Origin of the sequence: Methylobacterium sp. Leaf466 (assembly GCF_001425565.1) — a bacterium.
Classification (GTDB): domain Bacteria; phylum Pseudomonadota; class Alphaproteobacteria; order Rhizobiales; family Beijerinckiaceae; genus Methylobacterium.
This window is the reverse complement of record NZ_LMRC01000034.1, coordinates 89,987-114,805: the sequence shown is the minus strand read 5'-3', so window position 1 is coordinate 114,805 and position 24,819 is coordinate 89,987. Positions and strand designations below refer to the sequence as shown.

23 protein-coding genes are annotated in these 24,819 nt (G+C 70.9%); 5 read left to right on the top strand and 18 right to left on the bottom strand.

The window, feature by feature from the left end:
* Positions 1-11: 11 nt before the first annotated feature.
* Positions 12-896, top strand: coding sequence for an outer-membrane lipoprotein carrier protein LolA (locus tag ASG59_RS16710; protein ID WP_056410186.1), 885 nt, complete (start codon positions 12-14; stop codon positions 894-896).
* Between the two features lie 68 nt (positions 897-964).
* Here ASG59_RS16710 and ASG59_RS16705 read toward each other — a convergent pair whose 3' ends face one another.
* The 7 genes from ASG59_RS16705 to argC form a co-directional block, all read right to left on the bottom strand.
* On the bottom strand, positions 965-2,215 hold the full coding sequence (locus ASG59_RS16705) for an SfnB family sulfur acquisition oxidoreductase (protein WP_056410184.1): 1,251 nt from the start codon (positions 2,213-2,215) through the stop codon (positions 965-967).
* Between the two features lie 222 nt (positions 2,216-2,437).
* Positions 2,438-3,544, bottom strand: coding sequence for a dimethylsulfone monooxygenase SfnG (gene sfnG / locus ASG59_RS16700; protein WP_055885076.1), 1,107 nt, complete (start codon positions 3,542-3,544; stop codon positions 2,438-2,440).
* A gap of 256 nt (positions 3,545-3,800) precedes the next feature.
* Positions 3,801-4,613, bottom strand: coding sequence for a transglutaminase family protein (locus tag ASG59_RS16695; protein ID WP_055885073.1), 813 nt, complete (start codon positions 4,611-4,613; stop codon positions 3,801-3,803).
* Between the two features lie 240 nt (positions 4,614-4,853).
* Positions 4,854-6,044, bottom strand: a complete 1,191-nt coding sequence (locus tag ASG59_RS16690; RefSeq protein WP_056410182.1) for an MFS transporter — start codon at positions 6,042-6,044, stop codon at positions 4,854-4,856.
* A gap of 215 nt (positions 6,045-6,259) precedes the next feature.
* A complete protein-coding gene (locus ASG59_RS16685; RefSeq protein ID WP_055885068.1) occupies positions 6,260-6,787 on the bottom strand; it encodes a MucR family transcriptional regulator in 528 nt (175 codons plus the stop codon).
* A gap of 711 nt (positions 6,788-7,498) precedes the next feature.
* A complete protein-coding gene (locus ASG59_RS16680) occupies positions 7,499-7,969 on the bottom strand; it encodes a nuclear transport factor 2 family protein (protein WP_056410180.1) in 471 nt (156 codons plus the stop codon).
* Between the two features lie 110 nt (positions 7,970-8,079).
* The gene (gene argC / locus ASG59_RS16675; RefSeq protein WP_056285270.1) at positions 8,080-9,015 is read right to left on the bottom strand and encodes an N-acetyl-gamma-glutamyl-phosphate reductase; all 936 of its coding nucleotides are present in this window, start codon (positions 9,013-9,015) and stop codon (positions 8,080-8,082) included.
* 196 nt (positions 9,016-9,211) lie between these two features.
* On the opposite strand from argC, the gene ASG59_RS16670 reads away from it, so the two are divergent.
* Together ASG59_RS16670 and ASG59_RS16665 are read left to right on the top strand one after the other, a co-directional pair.
* Positions 9,212-9,712: a hypothetical protein gene (locus ASG59_RS16670; protein WP_056410178.1), complete on the top strand. Its 501-nt coding sequence runs from the start codon at positions 9,212-9,214 to the stop codon at positions 9,710-9,712.
* Between the two features lie 141 nt (positions 9,713-9,853).
* Positions 9,854-10,915: an SDR family oxidoreductase gene (locus ASG59_RS16665; RefSeq protein WP_055885057.1), complete on the top strand. Its 1,062-nt coding sequence runs from the start codon at positions 9,854-9,856 to the stop codon at positions 10,913-10,915.
* A gap of 25 nt (positions 10,916-10,940) precedes the next feature.
* On the opposite strand, the gene ASG59_RS16660 is transcribed toward ASG59_RS16665, so the two are convergent.
* The 7 genes from ASG59_RS16660 to ASG59_RS16630 form a co-directional block, all read right to left on the bottom strand.
* Entirely contained in the window at positions 10,941-13,031 is a 2,091-nt protein-coding gene (locus tag ASG59_RS16660) for a prolyl oligopeptidase family serine peptidase (RefSeq protein ID WP_055885054.1), read from the bottom strand.
* 70 nt (positions 13,032-13,101) lie between these two features.
* Positions 13,102-13,848 carry an SOS response-associated peptidase gene (locus tag ASG59_RS16655; RefSeq protein ID WP_056410175.1) on the bottom strand — a complete coding sequence of 249 codons (747 nt, stop codon included), beginning with the start codon at positions 13,846-13,848 and terminating at the stop codon, positions 13,102-13,104.
* A gap of 56 nt (positions 13,849-13,904) precedes the next feature.
* Complete coding sequence (locus tag ASG59_RS16650; protein ID WP_056285255.1) at positions 13,905-14,909, bottom strand: magnesium transporter CorA family protein; 1,005 nt, start codon at positions 14,907-14,909, stop codon at positions 13,905-13,907.
* Positions 14,910-14,922: 13 nt separating this feature from the next.
* Entirely contained in the window at positions 14,923-15,777 is an 855-nt protein-coding gene (locus ASG59_RS16645; protein WP_056285252.1) for an NAD(P)-dependent oxidoreductase, read from the bottom strand.
* 174 nt (positions 15,778-15,951) lie between these two features.
* Positions 15,952-16,806 carry an SDR family NAD(P)-dependent oxidoreductase gene (locus ASG59_RS16640; RefSeq protein ID WP_056410174.1) on the bottom strand — a complete coding sequence of 285 codons (855 nt, stop codon included), beginning with the start codon at positions 16,804-16,806 and terminating at the stop codon, positions 15,952-15,954.
* A complete protein-coding gene (locus ASG59_RS16635; protein ID WP_056285247.1) occupies positions 16,803-17,567 on the bottom strand; it encodes an enoyl-CoA hydratase-related protein in 765 nt (254 codons plus the stop codon). Before ASG59_RS16635 ends, ASG59_RS16640 begins: the two co-directional genes overlap by 4 nt.
* Before the next feature lie 61 nt (positions 17,568-17,628).
* Positions 17,629-19,392 (bottom strand): acyl-CoA dehydrogenase, encoded by a 1,764-nt coding sequence (locus tag ASG59_RS16630; RefSeq protein WP_056410172.1) that lies wholly within the window; start codon positions 19,390-19,392, stop codon positions 17,629-17,631.
* A 136-nt stretch (positions 19,393-19,528) separates the two neighbouring features.
* Between ASG59_RS16630 and ASG59_RS16625 the strand changes: the two genes are divergently transcribed.
* Positions 19,529-20,536, top strand: a complete 1,008-nt coding sequence (locus ASG59_RS16625; RefSeq protein ID WP_055885034.1) for an L-threonylcarbamoyladenylate synthase — start codon at positions 19,529-19,531, stop codon at positions 20,534-20,536.
* Positions 20,537-20,692: 156 nt separating this feature from the next.
* Here ASG59_RS16625 and wrbA read toward each other — a convergent pair whose 3' ends face one another.
* The gene (wrbA, locus tag ASG59_RS16620) at positions 20,693-21,292 is read right to left on the bottom strand and encodes an NAD(P)H:quinone oxidoreductase (protein ID WP_056285238.1); all 600 of its coding nucleotides are present in this window, start codon (positions 21,290-21,292) and stop codon (positions 20,693-20,695) included.
* 158 nt (positions 21,293-21,450) lie between these two features.
* Between wrbA and ASG59_RS16615 the strand changes: the two genes are divergently transcribed.
* On the top strand, positions 21,451-22,350 hold the full coding sequence (locus ASG59_RS16615) for a LysR family transcriptional regulator (protein WP_056410170.1): 900 nt from the start codon (positions 21,451-21,453) through the stop codon (positions 22,348-22,350).
* On the opposite strand, the gene greA is transcribed toward ASG59_RS16615, so the two are convergent.
* From greA to ASG59_RS16600, 3 genes are all read right to left on the bottom strand, one after another.
* The gene (gene greA / locus ASG59_RS16610) at positions 22,334-22,795 is read right to left on the bottom strand and encodes a transcription elongation factor GreA (RefSeq protein ID WP_055885025.1); all 462 of its coding nucleotides are present in this window, start codon (positions 22,793-22,795) and stop codon (positions 22,334-22,336) included. The genes ASG59_RS16615 and greA overlap by 17 nt on opposite strands.
* 57 nt (positions 22,796-22,852) lie before the next feature.
* Positions 22,853-23,842, bottom strand: a complete 990-nt coding sequence (locus ASG59_RS16605; protein WP_056410168.1) for an MDR family oxidoreductase — start codon at positions 23,840-23,842, stop codon at positions 22,853-22,855.
* A gap of 100 nt (positions 23,843-23,942) precedes the next feature.
* Entirely contained in the window at positions 23,943-24,641 is a 699-nt protein-coding gene (locus tag ASG59_RS16600; protein WP_244475737.1) for a hypothetical protein, read from the bottom strand.
* Positions 24,642-24,819: the final 178 nt, after the last annotated feature.

Sequence of the window (24,819 nt, the reverse complement as noted above, 5' to 3'; positions counted from 1 at the left end):
AACGCCGCACCATGACCGGCCGACGTCCCCACCTCGCCGCCGGCTCGCTCCTCGTGCTGGCCGCCCTCGTTCAGCCGGTGCCCGCCCAGGCCCAGCTCGGGGCCTTCATCGACGGCATCCTCGGCCGCAAGGAGGCGCCGGCCCCCGAGCCGGAGGCCGCCCCCCCTCCCCCCGCGCCGACGCCGAAGAAGCCCCCCGCCCAGGCCGCACGGCCGGCCAAGGAGGGCAAGCCCCCCGGGTCACAGGACAAGGCCGGACAGGACAGGGCCGCCACCGCCAAGGCGGCCGCCAGGCCCGCTGAGGCCGCCGGCAAGGCCGCTCCCGCGATCGAGGCGGACGCCGCGACCCTGGTCGCGCAGGCCAACGCCTATTTCAACGGCATCACCACGCTGACGGGCACCTTCATCCAGATCGGGGCGGACGGCCGCCGCATCGGCGGCAAGCTCACCCTGTCGAAGCCCGGCCGGCTGCGGTTCGACTACGATCAGCCCTCGCCCCTCGAGGTGGTGGCGGACGGGACCTCGGTGGCGGTGCGCGACCGCAAGCTCGGCACGCAGGACCTCTACTTCATCTCGCAGACGCCCCTGAAATTCCTGCTGCGCGAAAAGATCGACCTCGCCCGCGACCTCACGGTCACCGACGTCGGCAACGATCCGGGCGGCGTGCGCATCGTGACCGAGGACCGCTCGACGCTGGGCGGAACCTCGAAGATCCAGCTGTTCTTCGATTCCGAGATGAAGATTCTCAACCAGTGGCGGATCACCGATCCGCAGGGCTACCAGACCACGGTCCAGCTCTCGAACCTGCAGAAGGGCCGCACCGTCGAGGCGAGCCAGTTCTTCATCAACTACGGCCGCGCCGAGGACAAGGCGATGCAAAAGCAGCTGCAGCAGTAGGAGGCACGGGTTTTCGGTCCGGACCCGCACGCGGGTCCGGCCGTGCCTTTCCGGGCGGGTGAGCCCCCTCAGCTCCAGGCGTGGAAGGGCGGGTTCACGCCGTTGAGGGCGTGGTTGCCGACGATGGCGTATTTCCAGCGCACGGGATCGTGCAGCGTATGGGTGCGGGCGTTGCGCCAGTGGCGGTCGAGGTTGGCCTCCGCCAGGGTCGAGCGGGTACCGGCGAGCTCGAACAGGGTGTTGCTGGCCAGGAGCGCGATCTCGGTGGTCAGCACCTTGGCCTCCGCCACCGCGAGCTGGGCGGCGGCCACGCTGTCCGCAGTCGGGTCCGCCACGGCCTCGTCGAGGGCCAGACCCGCCCGGTCGAGGAGGGCCTCGGCCGCATGCAGGCGGATCGTCAGGTCGCCCACCGCCCGGATCGTGTGGGGATCGTCCGAGGCCCTGTCCTGGCCGCTGTCGATCCAGGGACGGGACTTGGTGCGCACGAAGGCGATGGTGTCGGCGAGGGCCTCGCGGGCGATGCCGGCATCCACCGCCGCCTGGATCACCTGGAAGATCGCGCCGTTGGCGCTGGGCGCGGCGTAGCCCTTCCAGGCCGGGACGAGATGGGTCCTGGGCACCCGTACCGCGTCGATGACCACGGTGCCGCTCGCCGTGGTGCGCTGGCCGAAGGCGGACCAGTCGTCGATCACGGTCAGCCCCGGGGCGTCGCGCTCGGCGATGGCGTACCAGGGGCGGCCCTCGCCATCGAGGGCGACGATCGGCACGAGATGGGCGAGCAGCGCCCCGGTGGAATAGAACTTCCGGCCCGTGACAACGACGTGGTCGCCGTCCTCCACGAACCGGGTCTGGAAGTCGGCGGCGCGCGCGGTGCCGATCTCGGAGAAGGCGTTGCCGAAGCGGGTGCCGGCCAGGACCTCGCCGAACAGCAGCGCCTGCTGGTCCGGGTCGGAGACGGTCCGGATCGCGGCGACGATGCCGAGGTGGTTCTGCGCGATCTGGCCGATCGAGGGATCGGCCGCCGAGACGATGGCGATCACCCGCGCCAGGGTCCGGTAGGACACCTCCGGGCCGCCGAAGGCCCGGGGCACGTTGATCGACCACAACCCGCTCTGCGAGAACGCGTCGAGCTCGGCAACCGGGCGGCGGTTGTCGCGATCGCGCTCCGAGGCGCCCTCGCGGAACGCCACCGCCAGGGCCTCTGCGATGCGGATCGCCTCGGCGTCGTCACGGATGACGTGGGCGGGGCCATCGGGGCGCGGGACGGCGGGACTGCCCTGGCCGGTCTGGAGCGCCTTGGCGTTCACGGCGATGTTCATGACGATCTCCGGGGTTGGATGGTCGGTGGTGTGGCGACGGCGACGCTCCCCGGCGCCTCGCTCCCCCGCGTGGGCGATCCGGCGTGCGATTGAGGGGAGACGATTGGATTCGGGCGGCGGCGGGATGGACCTCGACCCCAAGCGAGGCCGACCGGACCACCCCCACCCTCGGATGCCTCCCACATCGGAGTGGGACGCGCGTCGCGAGGATCTGGACGACCCTTAAGCCGCCACGGCCCGGCGCTCGCGCGCGGCCTCCAGCGCCCGCACCCGCGGGATGACGTGGGCGCCGAAATGGGCGACCTCCTCCTGGAAGTGCAGGAAGGCCAGGAGCGCCAGGTCCACCCCGGCATCCTTGAGCGCCAGGATGCGCTCGGCGATCTGGTCGGGGGTGCCGATGAGGTTGGTCTTGAAGCCGTCGTTGTACTGGACGAGGTCGGTGAGGCTGGACTTCGCCCAGTTGCCCTCCCCTTCCGGCGAGGCCTTGCCGGCGTTCTTGGCCTCGTGGCCGAAGGCCTTCACCGCCTCGGGGTCGGCGTGGTCGATGATCTCCTGGAGGACGGCACGGGCTTCCTCCTCCGTCTCGCGGGCGATGACGAAGGCGTTGACGCCGACCTTGACCGAATGGCCGTTGGCCCTCGCCTTGGCCTGGATGTCCTCGACCTGGGCTTTGACGCCCTCCGGCGTGTTGCCGTTGGTGAAGTACCAATCGGAGACACGGGCCGCCATGTCGCGCGCCGCCCGCGAGGAACCGCCCTGGAAGATCTCCGGCAGCGGATCGGCGGGCTTCGGCTTCAGGGTGTAGTTCGTGTAGCGGTAGAAATCGCCGCGAAAGGTGAAGTCGTCCTGCGTCCAGATTCCGCGCAGCGACCGGATGAACTCCTCCGAGCGGCGATAGCGTTCGTCGTGATCGAGCCAGGGTTCGCCGATGGCCCGGAACTCGCCCGAGAACCAGCCCGAGACCACGTTGATGGCGATGCGCCCGCCGGTGAGCTGGCTGATCGTCGCGATCTGTTTGCCGGCGAGGGTGGGGTTCCACGGGCCGGGCAGCAGGGCGGCGATGACCTTGAGCCGGGTCGTCGCCGCCAGCAGCGCGTGGCTGAAGGCCACCGATTCGTGCTGGTATTCGGCGCCGTAGCCGGCGGTGAAGCGGATCTGCGTCAGGGCGTAGTCGAAGCCGGCCTCTTCCGCGATCTGCGCGAGCCGCCTGTTGTAGTCGGCGTCCCAGCTCGTGCGCTGGGGGATCTTGCTGATGACTAGCCCGCCGGAGACGTTGGGTACCCAATAGGCGAAGCGGATCGGCTCGGACGTGGCGGCGTGATGGGACATGGCGGAGGCTCCTGCGGCTCGCGCCGCCGCCGGGGTCTCGTCCGCGCCTGCCCGTCCGCACCGTGAAGGAGCGTCCGGACGAGCGATATCGGCAGACGAGCACCGGTCGCGGGGTTGAGATGGACAGTCATTCGATCGACTGCCGCATGATCCCGCAGGGTCGTGTCCTCGTCAAAGGAACCGGTTACTTTTGTTGTCCGGCTTTCGACGAGAATATTCCCCACCGCGATGACGGTGGAGCAAGGCCGTTCTTTTCTCAAGCCTCGTCGGTCACATCGTCGGTATGGACGTCGAAGCTCACGAGGAGCGCGGTGTTGAAGCTCGTGGAGATGGCGACGTCGGTGGCGTCGCGCCCGCGGGCGATGACGATGCGGCCGATGCGGCGGATGTTGTTGCGCGCATCGAAGGTGTGCCACTGCCCGCCGAGGTAGACCTCGAACCAGGCCGAGAAATCCATCGGCGGCGTCAGGGGCACGCCGAAGTCGCCGAGGTAGCCGGTGCAGTAGCGGGCCGGGATGTTCATGCAGCGGCAGAACGTGACGGCGAGATGGGCATAGTCGCGGCAGACGCCGAGCCGCTGCTCGTAGCCCTGCGAGGCGCTGCGGGTGGCGTCGGCCTGCTGGTAGTCGAACTTGATGTGGTCGTGGACGTGGTCGCAGATCGCCTGCACCCGCGCCCAGCCCTCGGGCGTGCCGCCGAACAGCGACCAGGCGACGTTGGAGAGCCGATCGGTGTCGCAGTAGCGGCTGCCGAGGAGGAACTGCATCACCTCGTCGGGTAGATCCTGCACCGGGTGCTGGCGGGCGTCGGGCACGTAGGGGTCGAGCTCGCCCGAATCCCGGACCGTGAAATCCGCCGAGACCGTGATGCGCCCGCCCGGGGCCAGGATGCGGGTGCAGGTGTTGCCGAAGGGATCCAGATATTTGTGCGCCGGCACCGGCGGATCGATGGTCATCGTCTGCGGCGACAGCAGGTCGTGGACCCGAGAGGGATGCACGTCGAGCATCAGCGTCATCGGCGTCGGCTGTGCCGTGTCGTAGGTGATGGCGTAGCCGGTGCGGATTTTCATGGTGTCGGACTCGATCTCGATGAGGGTGCGGCGGGACGATGGGGTCTTCGAGGCAATAGGGACTAAGGAGACGTGAGGGTCCAGGGACGAGGGAGTTGACCGGCGGCGTCGGCGCGTTCCTCCCGGCGCCGCGCGTCGTTCAGGAGACGCCGGGCCGGGAGGATGCGTTCCGGCCGGGCGATCCCGCGCCGCCTTGCCCCCGTCGCTTGCACGATCCGGGCCTGTCGGATCGGCGGGGGATCATCCCCGCGCCGCCGGCGCGGCGTCGAAGGCGCCCTCGCCGTCCGGTGATGCGACGCCGACGCGACCCGAGAGGGTGAGGGCGAGGGCCGCCGCGGCGACCGCGGCGCCGATCCACGGCAGCGTCCCGTAGCCGAATCCCAGGCTCAGCGCGGCTCCGCCCAGGGCCGCCCCGGCGGCGTTGCCGAGGTTGAACGCCCCCTGGTTGAGGGTGGAGGCGAGGTTGGGGGCGTCGCTGGCCGCCTCCACCACCCAGATCTGCAGCGGCGAGACCAGGGCGAACACCAGCGCGCCCCAGAGCGGCAGGGTCATCACCGCCGGCCATGCCGCCCGGCTGGTGAAGGCGAACAGCACCAGCACCGCCACCAGCCCGGCAAAGCCGCCCACGATGGTGGCCGACATCCGCCTGTCGGCCAGGCGCCCGCCGGCGAGGTTGCCCAGCGTCAGTCCGATCCCGAAGATCAACAGGGCCCCGGTCACCTCCCCCGGCGTCAGGCCGCTCCGGCTGCGCAGCAGCGGTGTGATGTAGGTGAAGACGCAAAACAGGCTGACCGAGGCCAGCACGCTCACCAGCATCGGCCGCAGCACCTCCCAGCGCCGCAGGGAGCGGAATTCCCCGGCGAGGCCGCCGAAGGACCCCGGAAGGCCGGAGGGCACCGATGCCGCGATGGCGGCGGCCGCGGCGAGGCCGATGCCGAAGACCGCCCAGAAGGTCGAGCGCCAGCCCATCGCCTGTCCGAGCGCGGTGCCGAAGGGAACGCCGAGCACGTTGGCGAGGGTGAGGCCGGTGAACATCAGCGCCACGGCCTGGGTGCGCTGGTGGCGCGGCACCAGGTTGGAGGCCACCACCGCGCCGATGCCGAAGAAGGCGCCGTGCGCGAAGGCCGTGACGACCCGCGCCAGCATCAGCAGCCCGTAGCTCGGAGCCAGGGCGCAGCCGAGGTTGCCCACGAGGAAGATCGCCATCAGGGCGAGGAGCGCGGTCTTGCGCGGCAGGCGTGCCGTGGCGATCGCCACGATCGGTGCGCCCACCGCCACGCCGAGCGCATAGCCGGAGACCAGGAGGCCCGCCAGGGGAACGCTCACCGCGAAGCTCTCCGCCACTTCGGGCAGTAGGCCCATGATGACGAATTCGGTGGTGCCGATGGCGAAGGAGGCCCCCGAGAGGGCGAGGAGCGGACGGGACAGCATGGACGCCTCAGCCGGTGGCGCCGCGCTTCAGCGACGCCGGACATTCATGTTGCAACGCAGCATGAATGGCGAGGCTCCCTTCCGTAACCCTTTCGTGATGGCGGCGCCCCGCACCGCCTCGGTGCGAGCCGGGGCCGCAAGACACGTCGATGCCCGCCCGACGGCTGTCGGGCGGGCATCGACTGTGGCCGCCCTGTCGGGTCGGGCGGTACGGATCAGGCGGCGGCCTGGGCTTTACGCGATACGCGGCGCTTCTTCTCGGGGACGATGTCCATGGCCGGCGCGGCCTCGGACGCAGCGGGCTCGACCAGGATCGCCTTGGGCAGGCTCTTGCGACGCTGCTGGCCGAGGCCGAGGGCGCGGGCGAGTTCCGACCGCTGCTCGGAATAGGCCGCCGACGTCATCGGGTAGTCGGGCGGCAGGCCCCACTTCACGCGGTACTGCTCGGGCGTGAGGCCGCGCAGGGTCAGGTGGCGGCGCAGGGTCTTGTACTGTTTTCCGTCCTCGAAACTGATCAGATATTCGTTCGAGACGGACCGGCGAATTTCCGGGGGCGTCGCCTTGGGCGGGCCGGCCTCGACGGCCGGGGCGCCGATGCCGCTGACGCTGCGGATGGCGTCATGAACATCGCTGAGGAGCTTGGGCAGCTCCGCGCTCTGGACGTGGTTGTTGCTGACATACGCGGAGACGATGTCGGCCGTCAGAGTGATGAGGCGGCTGCCGTCGCTGTCGATGCTGATCATGATGATGGTACCATTAACGTGTCGGATCTACGATATCTCGCACCGTAAGCTCAGTTCGAGATGTTAGCAAGTTGTAATGACCATCGGACAGAAGTTTTCCGTGGTTGCTTGGGTTTGAGAGCAGGATTTTGGCGATCGAGCCTGCGGCAGTTCGGTCGATCACGCAGTGGTTGCCGTGATGGTCCGAGTGCATCTGGTCGTAAGCGGTCGTCCCGGAGGTTCGAAGCGAGCGAAATCGACGTAAGACCGATTCGGAATGGTTGTGCACAAGCAGATCCGGTCCGGTGCGGGGACGGAAAACGGCCATCGTCCCCGCAGGTCGGGCCGCGTGTCGCGGCTCACCGCCACGCGCGCCGCGCCCGCCGCGAGCGGATGTCGTGCGGCCGTCGCGGACGGCGTTCCAGCCGCGAGCCGTGCGATGCGGACCCCTCGGGAGATCCATCACGTTCGGGTGATTCGACCGGGCCGGCAATCACATAGGAGGACTTTGGCGCGCGTGTCCGAAGACCGGACACAGGGGGCGGCCCGGTCGTCCGAGGCTCCTGCAGCCTGCCCGGGCACGCCGGCCGCGCACGATATCCTCGGGCGAGATGCGTGGCAGAGCCCAAGCATCTCGCCCGGCGTTACTCACAGAGAGCAGGTTCTAGTCAGGGTCCGGCCGCGGCTTTATCGAACCCGGCTCCGGGCGCCACCCGCGCCGGCGGGGCCGCCCTACAGCCCGAGGTCGGACAAGCCGGGGTGGTCGCTCGGGCGAGGACCGTGCTCCCAATGGAACTTGCGCTCAGCGTCGCGGATGGCGACGTCGTTGATGCTGGCCTCGCGGCGGCGCATCAGTCCGGCCTCGGTGAACTCCCACTGCTCGTTGCCGTGCGAGCGGAACCATTGCCCGGCCTCGTCGTGCCACTCGTAGGCGAAGCGCGCCGCGATTCGGTTCTCGTGGAAGGCCCAGACCTCCTTGATCAGGCGGTACGCGTGTTCCCGCTGCCATTTGGCCGTGAGGAACGCGACGATGGCCTCGCGCCCGCTCAGGAACTCCGAGCGGTTCCGCCACCAGGAATCGGTCGTATAGGCGAGGGACACCCGCTCGGGGTCGCGGGTGTTCCAGGCGTCCTCGGCGCCGCGTGCCTTCTTGGCGGCGGTCTCGGCGGTGAAGGGCGGCAGCGGCGGGCGTGTCTCGGACATCGTTGGCGTCGTCTCCGCGGATACGGTGGTCGAGCGTGACCCTTCGACGGGTGCGGCGTCAATCCGCGATCCCGTGACGGCGAAGCGGCATCCGAGACGAAGCGGATCGGTCAGTCGAGGCCGAGCATCAATCCGAGGTTCTGCACGGCCGCGCCCGAGGCGCCCTTCCCGAGATTGTCGAGGCGGGCGACGAGGAGGGCTTGGCGGGCGCCCTCGGAGCCGAACACCCGCAGCTCCAGCCGGTCGGTGTCGTTGAGGGCTTCCGGCTCGATGCGGTCGGTGCCCGCGGTCGGGATCACGCTCACGAGGTCGCAGCCGTCGTAATACGCGGCGAGCGCGGCCTCGATCGCGGCCACGCTCGGGTGCCCGGGCAGGGTGTCGAGGTGGAGGGGCACGCTCACCAGCATGCCCTGGCGGAAGTCGCCCACCGAGGGGATGAAGATCGGGCGGCGGGTCAGCAGGCTGTAGGCCTGGGTCTCGGGCAGGTGCTTGTGGTCGAGGCCGAGCCCGTAGAGCAGGAACGGCGCACCCTTGCCCGCCTCGTAGTTCTCGATCATCGATTTGCCGCCGCCGCTGTAGCCGCTGACCGCGTTGATGCTGAGCGCGTGGTCGGACGGGATCAGCCCCGCCTCCACCAGCGGCCGGATCAGCCCGATGGCGCCGGTGGGATAGCAACCGGGATTGGCCACGCGGCGCGCGGCGCGGATGACGTCGGCTTGGGCCTTGTGGAGTTCGGCGAACCCATAGGCCCAATCGGGGTCGACCCGGTGCGCGGTGCTCGCATCGAGGAGGCGCGGGCCGCCGCCGGGCATGGTGTCGGCGAGCGCCACCGTCTCGCGGGCGGCCTCGTCGGGCAGGCACAGGACGACGAGGTCGACCGCCTCCATCAGGGCGCGCTTGACGGCGACGTCCTTGCGGCTCTCGTGCGGGATGCTTTTGAGGGCGACGCGCCCGTCCCGCTCCAGCCGCTCGCGGATGCCGAGGCCGGTGGTGCCCGCCTCGCCGTCGATGAAGACCGTGGGTGTGCCGCTGCGGGTCGCGCTCATGAGGAAACGTCCTGGGTTTGGCGAAGGAAAGCGCCGACGCCGGGCGTGAGGCGCCACGTGATGGCGGCCGGCTTCCCTGTCAACATGCCGCCTTGGGACAACTCTTCGACATCCTGATGACGGTGCCGCGTCCACAGGGCCCGGCGGAACGGCGCGTCGCGGTCGGCGGTTGTCGGCGGGTGAGACGAGGCGCGACATGTCGACGACAGCTGAGAAGTCGGACCCTAAGCTCTGGGAGAAGGTCAAGGACGAGGTGACCGCCTCGTCCAAGGGCGCCAAGCCCGGGCAATGGTCGGCACGCAAGGCCCAGGCCGCGACCAAGGCCTACAAGGAGGCCGGCGGCGGCTACGAGGGCGAGAAGACGAAGGACAACAGCCTCAAGCAATGGTCCGACGAGGAGTGGGACACCAAGTCGGGCGAGAAGAGCGGCGAGACCGGTGAGCGCTACCTGCCCAAGGCCGCCCGCGAGGCGGTCTCCGACAAGGACTACGCCCGCTCCACCGCCAAGAAGCGCGCCGATACGGCCAAGGGCAAGCAGTTCTCCAAGCAGCCGGACGATGTCGCCAAGACCGCCGCCGCGGCGCGTAAAGGCGAAGCGACGAAGGCCGAGCTTCTGAAGACGGCCCGGGCCAAGAACATCTCCGGTCGCTCGACGATGTCGAAGGATCAGCTGGCCAAGGCCGTGGCGGACGCCTGAGTGCATCTCACGCAACTCCCCATCGCCGGGAGTTCGCCTCCGGCTCGCGACGGCGAGGCGGGAGTTTCGTGAGAGACACCGAGCCGCCGGCCCTTCCCCCAAAAGTGTCGGCCCGAGCGGCCGGGAAAGTCGCAAGATCCCATGACGAAATCGGCATTGATCGTCGGCGCGAGCGGCATCGTCGGCTCGGCCGCCGCGGCCCTGTTGGCCTCGGAGGGTTGGGAGGTGGCGGGCCTGGCCCGGCGAGCGGTCGCGCAGGACGGCGTCGCCGCCGTCACCGCCGATCTTGAGGATCGGGCCTCCCTCGACAGGGCAGTGGCCGGGCTTTCGCCCGACCTCGTCGTCCTCTCCACCTGGATGCGCCGCCCGACCGAGGCCGAGATGGTCCGCGTCAACGGCGATGCCGTGCGCGACCTTCTCGCGGCCCTGGCGCCCGCCGGCAGCGTCCGCCACGTCGCCCTGGTGACGGGGCTCAAGCACTATCTCGGTCCGTTCGAGGCCTACGGCAGCGGCACCCTGCCGCCGACGCCGTTCCGGGAAGACCAGGACCGCCTCGACCTGGCGAACTTCTACTACGCGCAGGAGGATGCGCTGTTCGAGGCCGCCGCGCGCGACGGCTTTGCCTGGAGCGTCCACCGCCCGCACACGATCATCGGCAAGGCGGTGGGCAACGCCATGAACATGGGCACGACGCTGGCCGTCTACGCCAGCCTGTGCCGGGAGACCGGTCGGCCGTTCGTGTTTCCGGGTTCGGCCGTGCAATGGAACGGGCTCACCGACATGACCGACGCCTCGGTCCTGGCGCGCCAGATCCTGTGGGCCGCGACCACGCCGGCCGCCGCCGACGAAGCCTTCAACGTCGTCAACGGCGACGTCTTCCGCTGGAGCTGGATGTGGGGGCGCATCGCCGAGTGGTTCGGGCTGACGCCGGCACCCTTCGACGGGACGGTGCGACCGCTGACCGAGCAGATGGCGCAGGACGCTCCGATCTGGGCCGAGGTCGCCCGTCGCCACGGGCTCGCGGAGGCGGACCTGAGCCGCCTCGCCTCGCCATGGCACACCGACGGCGACCTCGGCCGCCCGGTCGAGGTGGTCACCGACATGAGCAAGAGCCGGCGCCTCGGCTTTAGCGCCTACGAGGCCACCGACGAGGCGTTCTTCGCGCTCTTCGCACGGCTGCGCGCGGACAGGCTCATCCCCTAACCCGAGACGGCCGGCCGGGTCTCCCTCAGGCGGCCCCCGGCTCCCAGCCGATCGAGCGGCGCAGGAACGCCATGCCGAGGGCGAGGAAGCTCGCCGTCTCGGCGTTGTCCTTGCCGTAGCCGTGGCCGCCGGCGGCGGGCTCGTAGAAGGCCGGATCGTAGCCCATCGCCCGCAGCTTCTGGGCCATCTTGCGGGCGTGGCCGGGATGGACCCGGTCGTCGCGACGGGTGGTGGCGATGAGGATCGGCGGGTAGGGCCGGCCGGGCTCGGCCGTGTGGTAGGCCGAGATCGCGCCGAGGAAGCTCCAGTCGTCCGGATCGTCGGGATCGCCGTATTCGGCGATCCAGCTGGCGCCGGCCAGGAGCTTGGCGTAGCGGCGCATGTCGATGAGCGGGATGGTGCAGAACAGGGCCCCGAACCGTTCGGGGTGGCGGGTGAGCATGTTGGCGATGAGCAGGCCGCCGTTGGAGCCGCCCTGCGCCGCGATCCGCCCCGGCCGCGTGACGCCGCGGGCGACGAGGTCGGCGGCGACCGCCGCGAAATCCTCGTGCGCCAGGGCCTTGCCCTCGCGCCGCCCGGTCTGGTGCCAGCGGGTGCCGAACTCGCCGCCGCCGCGGATGTTGGCCACCACCCCGGTGCCGCCCTTCTCCAGCCAGAGCTTGCCCAGCACCGCCTGGTAGGTCGGCAGCAGCGAGACCTGGAATCCGCCGTAGGCGGAGAGATGCACCGGCGCCTGTCCGGTCCGTTCCTCGGGCCCGACCTGGACGTAGGGGATGCGGGTTCCGTCTACCGAGACGGCCTCGTGGCGGGTGACGCGCAGGCCGGAGGTGTCGAAGGCGGCCGGCGTGGTGCGCAGGACCGTGGGCGCCGACAGGTCCGGGGCGATCGACAGCAGGGTCGGCGGGGTCAGCGGGTCCTGCGCCATCGCCAGCAGCGACCCGTCCGACTCGCTCGGCTCGGCGTCGAGGGGCCAGACCGAGACGCTGCCGATCGAGGGCAGGCCGGGCAGGTGACGGCAGGTCCAGGCGCCCCCGACCCATTCGTGGACGGTGTAGCCGGGGCGCAGGTCGTCGAGGGCGTCGACGATCAGGCGCTCTCCCGCCCAGGACATGCCCTGCAGCGCCCGCCGCTCGGAGGGCTGCCAGAGCACGGTGAAGCCCCGGTCGCCGTCGAGAAAGTCGGAGAGCCCGATGGCCAGCACGGTGTCGGGCGCGAAGGTGCGGTCGCCGGGCGTCCACTCCGTGCGGGTGCGTACGGCCAGACGATCGCCCTGCAGCGCCACCTCCGCGTCGGTGGGCAGGTCGAGCCGAACCGTCGGCCCGGTGCGGTCGCCGAGATGGACGTAGCCGTCGAAGAAGCCGGTGCGCTCGGCGAAGACCACGCGCTCGGCCGACCCTCCGTGCTCGACGCCGCCCCACAGGCCCATGTTCTCCTGTGCGGTCTCGAACAGGATCGGCGCGGCGAGGGGGTCGGTGCCCCGCGCCCACAGGCGCACGGTGCGGGCATACCCTGCGCGCGTGGCCATGCCCTCGCCCAGCGCGCTCGACAGGATCAGGGTGTCGCGGTCGAGCCAGTCGCACGAGCCCTTGGCCTCGGGCAGGACGAAGCCGTCTACCACGAAGCTGCGGCTCTCCAGGTCGAACTCGCGGATGACGACGGCGTCGCCGCCGCCACGGCTGAGCTTCACCAGGGCGCGGTCGTGGCTGCCGGTGACGACGGTGGCGCCCGCCCAGACCCAGTCGATGCCCTCCGCCGCGGCCAGGGCGTCGAGGTCGATCAAGACCTCCCAGGCCGGCGTTCCGGCCCGGTAGCCGGCCTCGTCGGTGCGCCGCCACAGGCCGAGCGGGTGTTCGGCGTCGCGCCAGAGGTTGTAGAGGAGGCCGCCGCGGCGAGCGACGAGGGGAATCCTGTCGGGTCGGTCGAGGATCGCCAGGGCGGCTCGGGCGTCGGCGGCCATGGTCGCATCGGAGACCCGCGCCAGGGTCTCGGCGTTGCGGGCCTCGACCCAGGCGATCGCCTCCGGGCCCTCGATCGCCTCGAGCCAGAGATGGGGATCGTCGTCGGGGTCCTGGCGGGTGGGACGCGGGTCGATCGACGGCGGTGCGGGGTTTGTCATCGGCGTGGAGCCTAGGCGATCCCGGCCGCCCTGGCGACGGGCCGGGTCGCCGCTCCCTCGCGCGTGGACCTCAGAACAGGCTGCCCTGGCCGGCGTCGCCGGAGCGCGGGGCCGTCGGGGTCGCGACGAAGGCCGGCGGTGCGCCGGTCGGCACGATCAGGTCCGCGTCGTCGTTGCGCGCGTCGTTGACCCGAGGCCCCACCGGCTCCATCCGCAGCCACGCCTCCGGACAGGGGCGGCACAGGGCGGCGGCCGGCCCCGAATCGACGCCCCGGACGTCGAGCCAGGGCGCGATCGCCGCCTCGCCCAGGATCGCTGGCATGCGCTCGTGGATCGCCGCCAGCACGCCGTTGGCCCCCGTGGTGACGATCGCCGCGGTATCGACCTCGGAACCGTCGGCCCCTGCCCAGGTCTCCCACAGGCCGGCCAGCGCCATCGGCGCCCCGTCGACCCTGGTGATCTTGAAGGGCGTGCGCGTGGCCGTCCGGCCCGTGCCCTCGCGGCGCCATTCGAAGAACCCGTCGGCCAGGAACACGCAGCGGCGATGGCGCAGGGCGCCGCGGAACGAGGCCTTCTCGGCCATGGTCTCGCTGCGGGCGTTGATGAGGAGGGGAAAGTCGCGCGGGTCCTTCAGCCAGCCCGGCCAGAATCCCCAGCGCATCAGCCGGAAGCGCCGCTCCGCGCCCTCGCACACCACCACCGGCACCGGCTGGGTCGGCGCCACGTTGTAGCGCGGCGGAAAGTTCGGCTGCTCGGGGTAGCCGAGGTAGGCCCGGAACACCTCCGGCGCCTGGGCGATGAAGAAGCGGCCGCACACGACGAGGCGTCCCTCCGATCAGTCGCGGGCGAACGGACCCGAGCCGTTCCGTCCGCTCACAACCACTTCTTCCAGCGGAACAGCACGTAGGGCAGCACCGCGGCCACCACCATCATCGCCACCGCCATCGGATAGCCGAAGCCCCATTCGAGCTCCGGCATCGCCTTGAAGTTCATGCCGTAGACCGAGGCGATCAGGGTCGGCGGCATGAACACCACCGCCATGACCGAGAACAGCTTGATGATGTTGTTCTGTTCCAGGTTCACGAGGCCCAAGGTCGCGTCGAGGAGGAACTGGATCTTCGAGGACAGGAAGGTGGCGTGCTCCTCCAGCGACTGCAGGTCGCGCAGGGTCGAGCGCACGTCCTCGCGCAGTTCGCGCGGGGCCTTGGCGGTGCGGTAGGTCGCCGAGAGGGCGAGCAGGATGCGCTCCATCGAGACGAGGCTCTCGCGCTGCTTCGAGATGAGGTCGCCGTGGCGCCCCAGCGCCCGCAGGGTGTCCTGCAGCGCGGTGTTGCGCGCGGACGGGTCGGCCTTCTCCTCGAAGATCTTGCCCGAGAGCCGGTCGATGCGCTCGCCCTGGAGCTGGAGCACGTCCGCCGCCCGGTCGATCACGGTCTCGATCAGCCCGGCGAGGATGGTCTCGCCGGAGGTGGCGGTGGAGGGGCCGTTGCCCGTCGCCCGTCCCGCCCGCTGGGTGTACATCCGGAACGCCTGCGGCTCCTCGTAGCGCACGGTGACGAGGCGCGCGCCCTTGAGGATGAAGGTGATGCCGGCCAGTCCCGGCTCCTCCGAACTGTCGACCTTGCTCAGCACCCGTCCGGTCATGTAGCGGGCGCCGTCCTCGACGTAGAGGAGTTCCGAGGGCTCGATGTCCTTCATCTCCTCGCGCGTCGGCACCGAGATCCCGACGAAGGCCTCGACCTTGAGGTCTTCCTCCCGGGTCGGGCGGACCATGTCGAGCCAGACGGTGTCGTCGGGGATCGGGTCCTGAAGGTCGAGGGCGCGGCGCTCGAGCAGCATGTGCCCGGCGCCGGCGATGGGCTGGTGGATGAAGATCACGGCGCTCTAGATCTCAGGCGAAGGCCCCTTCGGGCGGTACGCTCGCATCCGGCACGAAGAAGTCCGGCGCAAGAGGGATGCCGGGTGTGACCCGGTATTGTGTGAAGTCCGTGACACCCTGCTCCGCCAGGAAGCTGTCGTCGATGAGGAAGCGGCCGGTCACCTCCCGCGACGGCTTGAGGAACAGGGCGTGGGCGGCGTCCGCGACGATCTGCGGCGTGCGGCTCGCCTGCATCAGGGCGTCGCCGCCGAGCAGGTTCTTCACGGCGGCCGTGGCGATGGTGGTGCGCGGCCACAGGGCGTTCACGGCGATGCCCGGCTTGCGCAACTCGCCGGCGAGCCCGAGCACGCACAGGGACATCCCGAACTTCGCCATGGTGTAGGCGAGATGCGGCGCGAACCATTTCTCGGCCATGTCGAGGGGCGGCGACAGCATCAGGATGTGCGGGTTGGCGGCCTTCTCGAGATGCGGGATCGCGTATTTCGAGACCATGTAGGTGCCGCGCGTGTTGATCTGATGCATCAGGTCGAAGCGCTTCATCTCGGTCTGCGGCGTGCGCGTCAGCGAGATCGCGCTGGCGTTGTTCACCACGATGTCGATGCCGCCGAAGGTTTCCGCCGTCCGGGCGATGGCCGTCGCGACGCTGCCCTCGTCGCGCACGTCCACCAGGAGCGGCAGCGCCCGGCCCCCCGCCGCCTCGATCTCGGCCGCCGCCGTATGGATGGTGCCCTCGAGCTTCGGGTGCGGCGTGTCGGTCTTGGCGGCCACCGCGACGTTGGCCCCGTCGCGGGCCGCCCGCAGCGCGATGGCGAGCCCGATGCCCCGCGAGGCACCGGTGATGAACAGGGTCTTGCCGTGGAGGGACATCGTGGGGCCTTTCTTGGTGGGGCGAATGGCGAATGGCGAATAGTGAGTAGCGAATAGTGGGTGTTGGTTGTGTTCGATATCGTTTTACATAAACTCGCTACTCGCTACTCGCTACTCGCTACTCGCTACTCGCTACTCGCTACTCGCTACTCGCTACTCGCTACTCGCTACTCGCTACTCGCTAGATCCCACCCGGAACCGCCCCGGCCGGGTGCCGTCGGCGTCGGTGAATCCGTAGGTGGCGGCGAGGTCCCCGGCGTGGAGGATGCGTCCGGCCTGCGCCGCCACGGCCGGGTCGGCGGCCAGGGCCGCCAGGGCGCGGCCGGCGTAGAGCGGGCTTTCGGTGGCGCGGTCGGCATGGCCGATGTCGATGGCGCGCTCGGTGCGCACGAAGCCCGGCGACAGGCCGAGCGCGGTGACGCCGTAGGGGCCGAGTTCCTGGGCGCAGGCGAAGGCCAGCCGGTTGGTGGCGGCCTTGGCCAGGTCGTAGTGGATGTCCCCGAGGTAGCCGGGCGCGGTGTCGAACGACACGAAGGCGATCAGGCCCTGCCTCGCCGAGACCATGGCCGGCGCCACCGCCCGGGCGAGCAGCAGGGCCGGATAGGGGCCGCTGCCGAAACCTTGCGAGAACGGCTCGGCCGAGCGGCGCCAGAACGGGGTGCCCCATTCGGCGCCGTCGGCGTAGCGCTCGCCGTCGTAGCCCTCGTTGCCGCCCCAGACGCTGGAGACGGCGACGTCGATGCGTCCGAACCGGCGCAGGGTCCAATGCACCAGGGTGTCGACGGCGCGCTCGCTGGTATGGTCGCACAGGTAGTGGTGGCCGTGGCCCCCGGCGGCGTCGACCTCGCGAGCGGTGTCCTCGACGAACTCGCCGCGACCCTCGGTGCGCTGCCCGGTCTCGCTGGAGCGGGCGGTGACGACCACCGTGGCGCCGGCCTCGCCCAGCGCCCGCGCGATGCCGCGCCCGACCCCGCGCGAGGCGCCCGCGACGAGGCAGATTTTTCGTGAAAGATCGGGCGGCGCGGTCACGACCGGGCCGGCTTGGATTTGGTGAGGAAGCTCATGAACGCCGCCTGCGCCTCGGGCGTCCGCAGTCGCGCCTCGAAGGCGACCGCCTCCGCCTCCAGGGCCGCCTCGACGGCCGCCTGGTCGCCGCGGATCAGGTGCCGCGAGGCCCGCACCGCTCCGCGTGGCAGCGCGGCGAGGGCGGCGGCCTTGGCGAGCGCATGGTCGAGCAGCATCGCGCTCGGGACGATCGCGTTGAGGAGGCCGAGGCGCAGGGCCTCGTCGGCGTCGAAGGGCTCCGACAGTAGCAGCAGTTCGGTCGCCTTGAGGAGGCCGATCCGGCGCGGCAGCAGGTAGGAGGAGGCCGCCTCCGGCACCAGCCCGAGTTCCACGAACGGCATCCGGAAGCGGGCGGCCGGGCTCGCGTAGACGAGGTCGCAATGCAGGGTCAGGGTCGTGCCGATCCCCACCGCGATCCCGTCCACCGCCGCCACCATCGGGGTCGTGGTGCGGGCCAGCTGCCGGATGAACCGGAGCGCCGGCGCCTCGGTGAAGGGTTTGGCCGCGCCCGCCACGAAGTCGGCGATGTCGTTGCCGGCGGTGAACATCCCGGGCTCGCCGGCGAAGACGATCGCGCCGACGTCGTCCGACGCTTCCGCCCGTTCGAGGGCGTCGCGCATGGCGTCGTACATCGCGCCGGTGAGCGCGTTCTTCTTCTCAGGCCGGGCGAGGCGGATCAGGCGCACGCCCGTGGCCATGTCGTCGATGATGACGTGGTCGCTCATGGTCGGGTCCCGGTCGTTTGTCCTCGCGTGCATCCCCTCCCCCGGGGGGAGTTCGTGCGGTTCAACCCGCCAGCGCCAGCCCTGCATCCTGCGTGAAGCCGCCCCCGTCGATGACGCTCTCCTCCAGCCCGCCGGCCGCGGTCAGCAGGTTCTCGCAGAAGAACCGCGCCAGACTGACGCGGGCGGCATGGGCCGGGTCGGTCTCGCCCGCGCGCAGGGCGGCGCTCGACGCCAGCGCCGCCTTGGCGAGGCAGGCGCCGCCCTGGACCAGCCCGAACAGGCGCAGGTAGGGCGTCGCTCCGGCGAGCGCGTCGTCGGGACGGTTCGAGCCGAGCGCCTTGGCCTGGAAGCTCGTCGCCCGGTCGAGGCTCTCGATGCCGGCCCGCAGGCGCGCGGCAGTGTGGCCGAAGGCCGGCGAGGCGTCCTTCTGCACGCCCTCGGCGATCCGGCGCATTCCGGCGATCTGCGCCCGCACCGTGGCGCCGCCGGCCAGCGGCAGCTTGCGGGTGACGAGATCGATCGCCTGGATGCCGTTGGTGCCCTCGTAGATGGCCAGGATGCGCGCGTCGCGCATGTGCTGGGCGGCCCCGGTCTCCTCCACGAAGCCCATGCCGCCGTGGACCTGGACGCCGAGCGAGGTCACCTCGTTGGCGATGTCGGTGGAGAAGGCCTTGGCCACCGGCGTCAGCAGCGAGGCCCTGTCGGCGGCCGCCTGGCCCTCCGCCCCCCTGGCCGCGTCGAGCGCCTGCGCGGTGAGGTAGCAGATGCCGCGCGCGGCCGCCGTAGAGGCCTTCATGGTGAGCAGCATGCGTTGCACGTCGGCGTGTTCGACGATCGGGCTCGCCTGCGCCGCACCGGGGGCGCGGCCCTGGCGCCGGTCGCGGGCATAGGCCAGCGCCTGCCGGTAGGACCGCTCCGCGACGCCGACCCCCTGCAGCCCGACGTTGAGGCGGGCCGAGTTCATCATCGTGAACATGCAGGCGAGCCCCCGGTTCTCCTCGCCGATCAGCCAGCCGGTGGCGCCGCCGTGGTCGCCGAAGGCCATGGAGCAGGTCGGCGAACCGTGGATGCCGAGCTTGTGCTCGATGCCCGAGCAGCGCAGGTCGTTGTGGCTCCCGTCCGGCAGCACCTTGGGGACCAGGAACAGCGAGATGCCGCGGGTGCCGGCCGGCGCGTCCCTGAGGCGGGCGAGCACCAGGTGGACGATGTTGTCGGTGAGGTCGTGCTCGCCGTAGGTGATGTAGATCTTGGAGCCGGTGATCCGGTAGCTGCCGTCGCCCGCCGCCTCGGCCCTGGCGCGCAGGAGGGACAGGTCCGAGCCCGCCTGCGGCTCGGTCAGGTTCATGGTGGCGGTCCATTCGCCCGAGACGAGCCTGCCGAGGTAGCGCTCCTTGAGCGCGTCCGAGCCGTGCCGGGCCAGGGCCTCGATGCCGCCGGCGGTCAAGAGGGGGCACAGGCCGAAGGCGATGCTGGCCGCGTTCCACATCTCGGTGCAGGCGGCGTTGAGGAGGAGCGGCAGGCCCTGGCCGCCGTGATCGGCCTCCGCCGAGAGGCCGTTCCAGCCGCCCTCCGTCCAGGTCCGGTAGGCCTCGCGCCAGCCCGGCGGCGTCGTGATCGCCCCCTCCGCCAGCGGGGTGCCGTGGCGGTCGCCCACCGTGTTGAGCGGTGCGATCACCGCATCGGCGACGCGGGCCGCCTCCTGCAGGATCGCCTCGGCGTCCTCCGTCGTCAGCTCCCCGTAGAGCCCCGACGCGATGCCCTCGTCGAGCCCCGCCACATGGCGCAGGGTGAAGGCCATCTCGGCCACCGGCGTGCGATAGGACATCCCGACACTCCTCCGGCACCGTCTTGTGGCGGTGCTTACGTCCCGGCGAGCCGGGGACCGTTTGACGCGCGGATCGGCGCGACGCACATCCATACGTCCGCCGCCTCCGGTCGTCACGACGAGAGATAGTTTATATATGAACGATCTCGGGTCAATCCCCGATCCGGCGGACCACGGGCCGACCCTTCGGCTCGCCGCCGACCGGGACGGGCTGGCGCAGGGGGCGCGGCTCCTGGCGGCGGGGCGCCTCGTCGCCTTCCCCACCGAGACGGTCTACGGCCTCGGGGCCGACGCCACCGATCCGCGCGCGGTGGCCGCGATCTATGCCGCCAAGGCGCGGCCGCGCTTCAACCCGCTCATCGCGCATGTGGCGAGCCTCGAAGCTGCCCTGCGCGAAGGCCGGTTCGACGAGACGGCCCTAGCCCTGGCGCGGGCGTTCTGGCCCGGCCCGCTGACCCTGGTGGTGCCGGCCACGGCCGGGGCGACGGTCTGCGATCTCGCCCGCGCCGGCCTGGCCAGCGTCGCGTTGCGCGTACCCGGCTCGGGGATCGCGCGCGATCTCCTCGCCGCGGTCGGCCGTCCGGTCGCCGCCCCCTCCGCCAACCGCTCAGGCCGGGTCAGCCCAACCAGCGCCGCCGACGTCCTGGCCGACCTCGACGGGCGTATCGCGGCGGTGATCGACGGCGGCCCGGCGGCGGTGGGGGTCGAATCGACGGTGGTGGCCTGCCTCGGCGGGCCGCCCCGCCTGTTGCGGCCCGGCGGCGTCACCCGCGAGGATGTCGCGCGGGTGCTCGGCCTCGCCCTCGAGGGGCGCGAGGACGATCCTGACGCACCGCTGTCGCCGGGGCTGCTGGCGTCGCACTACGCGCCCCGCGCGCGGGTTCGGCTGGACGCGCGATCGCTGCAGCCGGGCGAGGCCGTGCTGCTGTTCGGCCCGAACCGTCCCGCCGGCCTGTCCGCGGCCGTGGCGTCGGTGAACCTTAGTCCGTCGGGCGACCTCGCCGAAGCGGCCGCCGGATTGTTCGCGGCCCTGCGTCGGCTCGACGCCTCGCATGCCGCCGTCATCGCGGTGGCGCCGATCCCGCACGCGGGCCTGGGCGAAGCCATCAACGACCGCCTCGCACGGGCCGCCGCCCCCCGCTGAAATTTTTGCCGCGAGCGTTGCAACCCTTCCGGGCTTCGCCCGTTATCCATGCACGAAGGCCAGTTCAGCCCCCAATGGCCTTTCTTCCTTCCAGGCTCGGAGCAATCCGAGCCTTTTTTGTTGCCCGGCTTCCAACGAAGCCGGGCGCCTCGACCGTCAGCCCGCGAGCTTGGCCGCGATGCCGGCCACGTGGCGACCCTGGAAGCGGGCGCCGTCGAGTTCGACCGGGCTGGGCTGGCGCGAGCCGTCGCCGTCGGCGATCGTGGTGGCGCCGTAGGGCGAACCGCCCTTGACGGCTTCGACGCCGTTCTGACCCTGGAACGCATAGGGCAGCCCGACGACGACCATGCCGTGGTGCAGGAGCACCGTGTGGAAGCTCGTCAGCGTCGTCTCCTGGCCGCCGTGCTGCGACGCCGTGGAGGTGAACACCGAGCCGACCTTGCCCACGAGCTTGCCCTGGGCCCAGAGGCCGCCTGTCTGGTCGAGGAACTGCTTCATCTGGGCGGCCATGTTGCCGAACCGGGTCGGCGTGCCGAAGACGATCGCGTCGTAATCGGCCAGTTCGTCCACGGTGGCGATGGGCGCGGCCTGGTCGAGCTTGTAGTGGAACTGCTTGGCGACCTCCTCGGGCACCAGCTCGGGCACGCGCTTCACCGAGACCTCGGCGCCCGCCTCGCGTGCGCCCTCGGCCACGGCCTGCGCCATCTGCTCGACATGGCCCCAGGACGAATAATACAGCACCAGAACCTTCGCCATCACGCTCTCCGTCCGACGTCTCTTCGAGGCCGCGCGACGACGCGGGCCTCTTGCACGGTCCGATATCGCCCGCCGCGGGCCTTGCGAAAATACCCTCTCCTGCAAAGGTTCGTTTGCGTGCGTGCAAGACCGGCAGCCGCTGACGGGGATGACGGCTCATGGGGTTGGCGATCACGGGAGTGGCGTGGGACGATTTTCGCCTGGTGAAGGCGGTGGCCGATCGCGGCGGGCTGACGCGGGCGGCCGAGGATCTGGGCATCAACCATTCCACCGCGTTCCGCCGCCTCGCCGCCATCGAGGCGCAGACCGGGACCCGCCTGTTCGAGCGCCACCGGGGCGGCTACGTGGCGACCCCGGCCGGCATCGCGATGATCGAGGCGGCCGGTCGGATGGAGGCGCAGGTCGCACGATTCCAGCGCGAATCTGCGGGACGCTCCCTGGAGCCGGCGGGCGAACTGCGGATCACGGCCCCGGCGGGTCTCGTCGTCAACACCCTGATGCCGCTTCTCGGTCGCTTCGCCGAACGGTATCCGCTGATCTGCCTCGACCTCGTCGTGTCGGAGGAGGCGTTGAACCTGTCCCGACGCGACGCCGACGTGGCGATCCGCGCCAGCGACGAGCCGCCGGCGACCCTGGTCGGACGACGCCTCGCCACCATCCAATGGGCGGTCTACGGGCGCTCCGACCGCATCTGGCCGCCGCTGTCGGAATGCGTGTGGGTCTGTCCGAGCGAGGCGGTGGCCGGCGGCCGGTTCACCCGGTTCCTGGCCGGACGGGCGACGTCCGGGCGCTTGGGCATGCGCATCAATACGGTGCTCGGCCTGCGCGAGGCGATCGAGGCCGGCATCGGAGTCGGACCCCTGCCCTGTTGGGATGCGGATGCCAGCCCGACGCTCGTTCGCCTGTCGGAGACGGTGCCGGAACTGACCGCCGGTCTCTGGCTCCTCACCCACCCCGACCTGAGGCACGCCGGGAGGGTGCGCGCCTTCATGGACTTCATGGCCGAGGCCTTCGTCGGCCTCAGGCCCGCCATCGAGGGTCTCAGCCGACCGCGGTGATCTCGACCTCGTGGCCGTTGACCTCGACCGTGTCGCCCACCGTCTTGCCGGTGAGCGCCTTGGCCATGGGCGAGACGTAGGCGATCGAGCCCTGCGCCGGGTCGGCCTCGTCCTCTCCGACGATGCGGTAGCTCTGCTTGGTGCCGTCCTCGCGTTCGATCTCGACGCGCGAACCGAAGCGGACCTCGTCGCTCGGCGTCGGCGCGACGAGTTCGGCGGTGCCGAGCCGCGCCGTCCAATAGTGGAGGTCGCGGGTGATGCGGGCGGTGTCGGCCTTATCGTCGGGACCCAGCGCCGCGAAATCGGCTTGGTGACGGGCCACCTCCGCCTCGATCTGCGCGAGGCCTTCGGGCGTGACGAAGTTGGTGTGGGGGGAGATGGGGCGGTCGGGGAGATCCTCGAAGGCTTCCCCGCCCTCCGGCTCTCGAACGAATGCTTGGCTCATGAGGCCAGCAATGCGCCCTCGCGACGATCGGTTCCCGGCAACGCCCGCTTTTTCCCTTTAGCCGACGGTCACGAGAGTGCGCCCCCGGGTGCGTCCGGCCAGGATGTCCTCGGCGAGGCCGCCGACATCGGCCAGCGCCACCTGCGTCGTCATGCTGGCGAGCGTATCGAGGTCGAGGTCGCGGGCGAGGCGGGCCCAGGCCTCGCGGCGCTTGGGCTGGGGAGTGGTCACGCTGTTGATGCCCAGCAGCGAGACCCCGCGCAGGATGAACGGCGCCACCGAAGTCGGCAGGTCCATCCCCTGCGCCAACCCGCAGGCGGCCACCGCCCCGTCCGCCTTGGTGGCCGCGAGGACGTTGGCCAGGGTCGTCGAGCCGACCGCATCGACGGCCGCCGCCCAGCGCTCCTTGGCGAGCGGCTTGCCGGGCGCGGCGAGTTCGGCGCGGTCGATCACCTGCGCCGCCCCGAGGCCGGTGAGATAGGCCGATTCCGCTTCGACCCGCCCGGTCGAGGCGATCACGTGCCAACCGGCGCGGGCGAGGAGCGCCACCGCCACCGACCCGACGCCGCCCGAGGCGCCGGTCACCACCGCCGGCCCGTCGGCGGGGGTCAGCCCGTGGCGCTCGATCGCCATCAGGCACAGCATCGCGGTGTAGCCGGCCGTACCGATTGCCATGGCCTGGGCGGGGGTGAGGCCCTCGGGCAGCGGCACAAGCCAGTCGCCCTTGACGCGCGCCTTCTCGGCATAGGCGCCCAGATGCGTCTCGCCGACCCCCCAGCCCGTGAGCACCACCGCATCGCCGGGGCGGTATTCGGGATGCTCCGAGGTCTCGACGATGCCGGAGAAATCGATGCCCGGGATCATGGGAAAGCGCCGCACCACCGGGGAGCGGCCGGTCATCGCCAGACCGTCCTTGTAGTTCAGGGTCGAATGGGTGACGCGGACGGTGACGTCGCCTTCCATCAGGTCGGAATCGCGGAAGTCGCCGTAGCGCAGGGACTGGCCGCCCTCGCCCTTCTCGACGATCCACGCCTTGAACTGACCCATGCGAAGTCCCTCCCTGTCACCCGGGGAGGTGTGGCGCTCCGCCGCTGAATCAAGGCGGCCCCCGGACGGGGGCCGCGCAGGAAGGCGCCGGGACGGACGCTCAGTAACCGTCGTAGATGCTGCCGGTGGAGAATCCGAGGGCGACGCCGACGTCGGCCGAGCTCGCCCCGGTCATGCCGACCGCGTCCGGAATGGAGCCGACGCCGAGGTCGGCCCGCGGACCGTAGGCGCCGTAGCCGGCCCCCCGGTAGCCGTAGCCGCGGTGGCGCGGGCGTCCGTACTCCGCGCCGCGGTAGCCGACGGCGCGATGGCCGCCGTAGCCTGCGCCGTAGCCCGGGCCGATGCCCGCATAGGCCGGAGCACCGAAGCCGCCGGCATCGGGGGCCGGCACCCATCCGGCCCGCGCCGGCTCGACGAGGACGCGGCGCTGGACGCTGGCGTATTCGGCGGGGATGGTCTCGGGGATCGATTGGGCCGGTTGCACCAGCACCCGGCGGTGGCGGGTGGTGTACTGCGGCGGCACGTCGACCCAGCAACCGACGAGGCTGCCGTAGGCGTCGCGGCTGGTCTGCCAGACGCGCCCGCCAGCGGACACCAGCACCTGCTCGGACACCGTCTCGTAGATCGGCGGGGTGGTGCGGTAGACGGTCTCGGCCGGCCGTACGAGCACCCGCTCGGAGACCGCGCCGTAGACCGGCGGGGTCGAGACGTGCCGGTAGCATTCGGCGCCGGCGCATCCGGCCTGGGCCGCCGACGTGACGAGGGCGGCGCCCACCAGGGCGGCGAGGGCTGACGACATGGAAGTGACCGGCGCGGCCATGATGGAATCCCCGAGCTGAAACGCGATAACGACAAGACTGCGGCGCTGATCGGCGCATCTCTTGACGAACCAGAAGCAATCAAGTTGCCTCCGACGCAAGCTCTATTGAAAACGAAGGTAAAATTAACCATCGATGCAGACTACGTAAATCATGGGA

Excerpts from the sequence above, each read along its gene's own strand:
- ASG59_RS16710 (WP_056410186.1), top strand. The coding sequence starts at position 12 with ATGACCGGCCGACGTCCCCACCTCGCCGCCGGCTCGCTCCTCGTGCTG.
- ASG59_RS16705 (WP_056410184.1), bottom strand. The coding sequence starts at position 2,215 with ATGAACATCGCCGTGAACGCCAAGGCGCTCCAGACCGGCCAGGGCAGT.
- greA (WP_055885025.1), bottom strand. The coding sequence starts at position 22,795 with ATGAGCCAAGCATTCGTTCGAGAGCCGGAGGGCGGGGAAGCCTTCGAG.
- ASG59_RS16685 (WP_055885068.1), bottom strand. The coding sequence starts at position 6,787 with ATGATCAGCATCGACAGCGACGGCAGCCGCCTCATCACTCTGACGGCC.
- ASG59_RS16695 (WP_055885073.1), bottom strand. The coding sequence starts at position 4,613 with ATGAAAATCCGCACCGGCTACGCCATCACCTACGACACGGCACAGCCG.
- ASG59_RS16690 (WP_056410182.1), bottom strand. The coding sequence starts at position 6,044 with ATGCTGTCCCGTCCGCTCCTCGCCCTCTCGGGGGCCTCCTTCGCCATC.
- ASG59_RS16680 (WP_056410180.1), bottom strand. The coding sequence starts at position 7,969 with ATGTCCGAGACACGCCCGCCGCTGCCGCCCTTCACCGCCGAGACCGCC.
- argC (WP_056285270.1), bottom strand. The coding sequence starts at position 9,015 with ATGAGCGCGACCCGCAGCGGCACACCCACGGTCTTCATCGACGGCGAG.
- ASG59_RS16625 (WP_055885034.1), top strand. The coding sequence starts at position 19,529 with ATGAACGATCTCGGGTCAATCCCCGATCCGGCGGACCACGGGCCGACC.
- ASG59_RS16660 (WP_055885054.1), bottom strand. The coding sequence starts at position 13,031 with ATGACAAACCCCGCACCGCCGTCGATCGACCCGCGTCCCACCCGCCAG.
- sfnG (WP_055885076.1), bottom strand. The coding sequence starts at position 3,544 with ATGTCCCATCACGCCGCCACGTCCGAGCCGATCCGCTTCGCCTATTGG.
- ASG59_RS16615 (WP_056410170.1), top strand. The coding sequence starts at position 21,451 with ATGGGGTTGGCGATCACGGGAGTGGCGTGGGACGATTTTCGCCTGGTG.
- ASG59_RS16605 (WP_056410168.1), bottom strand. The coding sequence starts at position 23,842 with ATGGGTCAGTTCAAGGCGTGGATCGTCGAGAAGGGCGAGGGCGGCCAG.
- ASG59_RS16665 (WP_055885057.1), top strand. The coding sequence starts at position 9,854 with ATGACGAAATCGGCATTGATCGTCGGCGCGAGCGGCATCGTCGGCTCG.
- ASG59_RS16630 (WP_056410172.1), bottom strand. The coding sequence starts at position 19,392 with ATGTCCTATCGCACGCCGGTGGCCGAGATGGCCTTCACCCTGCGCCAT.
- ASG59_RS16635 (WP_056285247.1), bottom strand. The coding sequence starts at position 17,567 with ATGAGCGACCACGTCATCATCGACGACATGGCCACGGGCGTGCGCCTG.
- wrbA (WP_056285238.1), bottom strand. The coding sequence starts at position 21,292 with ATGGCGAAGGTTCTGGTGCTGTATTATTCGTCCTGGGGCCATGTCGAG.
- ASG59_RS16645 (WP_056285252.1), bottom strand. The coding sequence starts at position 15,777 with ATGTCCCTCCACGGCAAGACCCTGTTCATCACCGGTGCCTCGCGGGGC.
- ASG59_RS16670 (WP_056410178.1), top strand. The coding sequence starts at position 9,212 with ATGTCGACGACAGCTGAGAAGTCGGACCCTAAGCTCTGGGAGAAGGTC.
- ASG59_RS16600 (WP_244475737.1), bottom strand. The coding sequence starts at position 24,641 with ATGTCGTCAGCCCTCGCCGCCCTGGTGGGCGCCGCCCTCGTCACGTCG.